Below are 4,250 nucleotides of genomic sequence, written 5' to 3'. Positions count from 1 at the left end.
CCGCGACCCCGTCCCCCCCAAAGTCGGGGATAGCTGCCCGTGCCATAACTTCCCGGCCTGCCGCCTGCGACCGCGCCAACGCCTTTACTGCGGGCGTCTCACGGGCGTTTTCGCCGATTGGTATGGAAGTTGCCGAACTCCCTGCCAACTGCCCCATCCCCAAGGGGCAGGTACTTCGACAGAGGGAACACTCATGCACCCGTTACTGTGCAAAACCGCGTCCGCCCTGGTTGTGACTGCTCTAGCCCAAGGTATTGCCCAGGCCGCGCTGTTTGCCGTAGACCCCGGCCCCTACCTGCCAGCCAATGGCAATTTCGCCGCCTGGTATCAAGACAGCCACGGCCGAACCCTTGACCTGTGTTTATCAAAGGCTGTCAGTTCCAGGGTTGCCAGCGCGCCGGGCGCCCCGACTTACATGTGCTCGCTGATCCCTAATCCCGGCATTTTCGATGACACGCAACCGTTGGTCTTCCCGACCAATTTCCCCGACGAAGCGTTCTGGGCAACAGGCGAAACAACTATCGTCGATGCCGCCCGAGGCATCGACCTGACCTATGTCTCGGCGCTCGAAGCAGCCTTCAGTGGTGGGGATCCACTGGAGGGCGACCAGATCAGCTTCGCCCGGATCCGTGTTCGCATCGACGTGGCCACCGCTGGCACTTATGTCATCACCCACCCTTACGGCGTCGAAGTGTTCAACGTCGAGACTCCCGGCCGTCGGGCGATCAACATGACCCGGGACATTGGCATCGGCGCGCCAAAAACCTACAACGGCGCACTCAAGGGCGACGTCGGGCCGTTCCTGCGCAGCGTCAATGGCCCCTACACCGAGACCAACCCGAGCACGGGCCAGGCCGAACAATTCGTCGGCGATCCGAACCTCACCGAAGCCGTCACCGGCAGCCCGTTCAACACCAACTACGTGCGCATCGAGGGCCCCAATGGCCTGGACTTGCGCACCAACCTCTTCGCCGTATCCGGCAAGTTGTCGTCGGTGGTCCGTCCGACCCCGGTGATCGCCGAGCGCAGCACCTACTCGCGACAGGCCGGCACCAGCGCCCCGGTGGCCCAGCAGGACGTGTTCGTGATGGCCCCGCCGCCACCCGCCACCGTGACCCTGGACAGCAACAATCCGCTGCTGAACTTCACCGAAGCCAATACCACCGGCCACTGGTATGCACAGTCGCCGAACAATCCGACGTTGCCGAGCACCTTGCAGGTGACCGCCGATAACCACCTGGCCATCGCCAGCAGCGCGCCGACCATATTGCCCATGCCGTTGACCGACCTGGTGACGATCTCACGCGCCGAGTACAGCCTGAGCACCGGGCAAATCACCATCGTGGCTTCGACCAGCGATGAAACGTCGCCACCGGTGCTCACCGCCACCTCCGGCACCGGTATCGCCATCGGCGCCCTGAGTGGTGACGGCGCCGTGAAAAGCCTGGCCACCGGCATCTCGCCGATTCCGCCAGCCCAGGTTCGTGTGTCGTCCTCCAATGGCGGCAGCGATACCGAAGAAGTGGTCATCGTGCAATGAACGCCCACATGCCCGGATCCTCATCAGGAGGCATCATGAACAAATGGCCACGCCTGGCGCTCAACGCCCTGGGACTGACTCTATCGCTGACCGGCAGTGCTTTCGCGCAACTCGCCGCCGTCGATCCCGGTCCTTACACCTTTGCCACCGGGAAATTCCCGATCTGGTATCAGGACAACAATCAACTGTCGATGGAGCTGTGCCAGTCCCGCGCCACCAGCTCGCGGGTGGCAGCCAGCGTGCCACCGGCCTACATGTGCACCCTGCTGCCGACACCGGGCATTTTCGACGACACCCTGCCAATGGTGTTCCCGGATAACTGGCCAGACGAAGCCTTCTGGTTCCTTGCCGAGACCAGCATCCCCAACAACACCGCCGGCTATGGCATGGACGTCTATGTCGCCGGGATCGAGGCTGCATTTGCCGGTGGCAACCCGCTCGATGGCGACCAGATCAGCTTCGCGCGGATTCGTCTGCGGGTGAACATTCCCGTTGCCGGGACCTACACCATCACCCACCCCTATGGCGTGGAAACGGTCAACGTCACCACCACCGGGCGCCGGGCGATCAACATCACCAGGGACGTCGGCATCGGTGCGCCGGGGGTTTTCAGCGGTGCGGTCAACGGTGCGATCGGGCCGTTCCTGCGCAGCGTCAACGGCCCCTACACCGAGGTGAACCCGGACACCGGCGCCATCGAAACCTTCGTCGGCGACCCCAACCTCACCGAAGCCGTGACCGGCAGCCCCAACAACACCAACTTCGTGCGCATCCAGGGTCCGGCCGGGACCATCCAGACCAACCTCTTCACCCTGTCCGGCAAGGTGCTCGACAACCGCGCGCAGACCGCGGTGGACATGACCCGTGCCACTTACCGCCGCATAGCCGGCACGGGTGGCAACACCACCCGGGTCGAAGTGTTTGCCAAAGCCGCCAACGGCTCGACCCTGTGCTTTCGCGAAAGCATCGCCCTGGTCCCCGGCCCGCCTGTGTCACCTTGCCAGACCAACATGGTGAGCGATAACAACGGCGTGTTCTTCGCCCAGAATCTGCTGGCCAACGCAACGGTGCCGCCGGTCGTGGTGGTCACCGCCACCAACCCCGCCGGGACCACCCGCCCGACTGCGGTGTCGAGCAAGCTCTCGGACGTAGTGAAAGTCCAGACCGCCCGTTACGACTGGAGCAACCACAGCCTGCTGATCGAGGCCACTTCCACAGACGAAGTGGTGGTACCGGACATGGTCGCCCAGGGTTACGGGCGGCTGTCGAAAACCGGAATACTGCAACGCCTGACGGTGGCTGAGTTGACCCAACCCCCTGCAACCGTAACGGTCAAGTCCGCTGCCGGCGGCAGTGACATCGAGCCGGTCGTGGTCGTCGGCACTGCACCGGACACCGGCGCGAACCAGGCACCGATCTCCGTCGCCGATACCGGCAGCACCAGCTTCGGCGTGCCGATCACCCTCAACCTGCTGGCCAACGACAGGGACCCGGACGGCAATACGCCACTGAGCATTACCGCGCTGACCCAACCGGCCGCCAGCCAGGGCACGGTGGCATTGAGCGGCACTACGGCGGTGGTCTACACCCCTCCTGCTGTCGTCAACGCGCCGTTGACCACGACCTTCACCTACAAGGCCCAGGACGTCAAAGGCCTGGCCTCGACGACAGCGGCAACCGTGAGCATGACCGTGTCGCCTAACCGGCCTCCGGTGGCCGTCGCCGATGCCGTCACGACACTGGGTGTGGCGATTCCAATCAACGTGCTGGCCAACGACACCGATCCAGAAGGCAATGTGCCGCTAGCCGTCGCCGGCTTCACTCAACCGCTGTCAGGTGGCGGCACCGTCAGCAGTAACGGCACGGTGCTCACCTACACCCCACCGGCCACCGTCACCACGGCCTTCACCACGACCTTCACCTACTTTGCCCGGGACAGCTTCGGCGCCCAATCGACGTCGCCAGCCACGGTCACGGTGCAGGTCTCGCCACGGCCTGCTGCGGAAACCTTCGCAGTGACCACCGCAACGGTGAGAGCCCGCTCCAACAACCGCTTCACCTGGGACTTTGCCGGCACCTCATCGGTGACCACCGGCAACACCATCACCATCAAGGTCACCACTCCGACCGGGCTGGTCACCCTGGGCACCACCACCGTACCGGCGAATGGACGCTGGCGGTTGACCGTGAACAACACCACCACGGTCGCTCCGTCGGCGAACCCGACCGCCACGATCACCTCGTCCCAAGGCTCCGTGCGCACGGTGCCGGTGATCGCCAACTGAGCCCGCGCCCCATTAGCCACGCAGGTTGATGGGGCCGACTTCAACCCTATGGAAAACCGCGACCCCGGGTGGGGGGCCGCGGTTTTTTGCCGGGTGCATTGATGGGAGTAATCCAGCGGTGGTCTGGCTGCCATCACTGGAGCGGTGCCCGGACCTGGCTCAATCCCACAGGTATTCAGTACATCTGAAAGATCTCGATCGACTGGCAGGCCCTCTTCGCGGGCAAGCCCGCTCCCACAGGGGATTGTGTGCATCTTTGAGAAATTGGTCGGCTGGCAGGCCGCCATCGCGAGCAGGCTGAACTGGCCTAATAATTCCGGACACCTCTTAAGGGCGATATGATTTCGCCAACTTGGAGGTTCCATGAACGAAAGAAAGGTCTATACCCGCGAGTTCAAGCTGCATGCTGCCAGCATGGTGCTTGA

2 protein-coding genes are annotated in these 4,250 nt (G+C 63.7%); both read left to right on the top strand.

What is annotated here, in order from left to right:
* Positions 1-193 precede the first annotated feature (193 nt).
* A complete protein-coding gene (locus KGB29_RS25805) occupies positions 194-1,540 on the top strand; it encodes a hypothetical protein (RefSeq protein WP_090456420.1) in 1,347 nt (448 codons plus the stop codon).
* A 35-nt stretch (positions 1,541-1,575) separates the two neighbouring features.
* The gene (locus KGB29_RS25800) at positions 1,576-3,825 is read left to right on the top strand and encodes an Ig-like domain-containing protein (RefSeq protein WP_150815244.1); all 2,250 of its coding nucleotides are present in this window, start codon (positions 1,576-1,578) and stop codon (positions 3,823-3,825) included.
* The last annotated feature ends 425 nt before the right edge of the window (positions 3,826-4,250 follow it).

It is taken from the genome of Pseudomonas sp. BF-B-30, from assembly GCF_019956305.1.
In the GTDB taxonomy this organism is placed as follows: Bacteria; Pseudomonadota; Gammaproteobacteria; order Pseudomonadales; family Pseudomonadaceae; genus Aquipseudomonas; species Aquipseudomonas jessenii.
Note: the sequence above shows the minus strand (reverse complement) of the source record. Positions and strands in the feature narration are given on the sequence as shown.

Bases quoted from the DNA above. Each gene is read 5' to 3' on its own strand.
- KGB29_RS25800 (WP_150815244.1), top strand. From the start codon at position 1,576: ATGAACAAATGGCCACGCCTGGCGCTCAACGCCCTGGGACTGACTCTA.
- KGB29_RS25805 (WP_090456420.1), top strand. From the start codon at position 194: ATGCACCCGTTACTGTGCAAAACCGCGTCCGCCCTGGTTGTGACTGCT.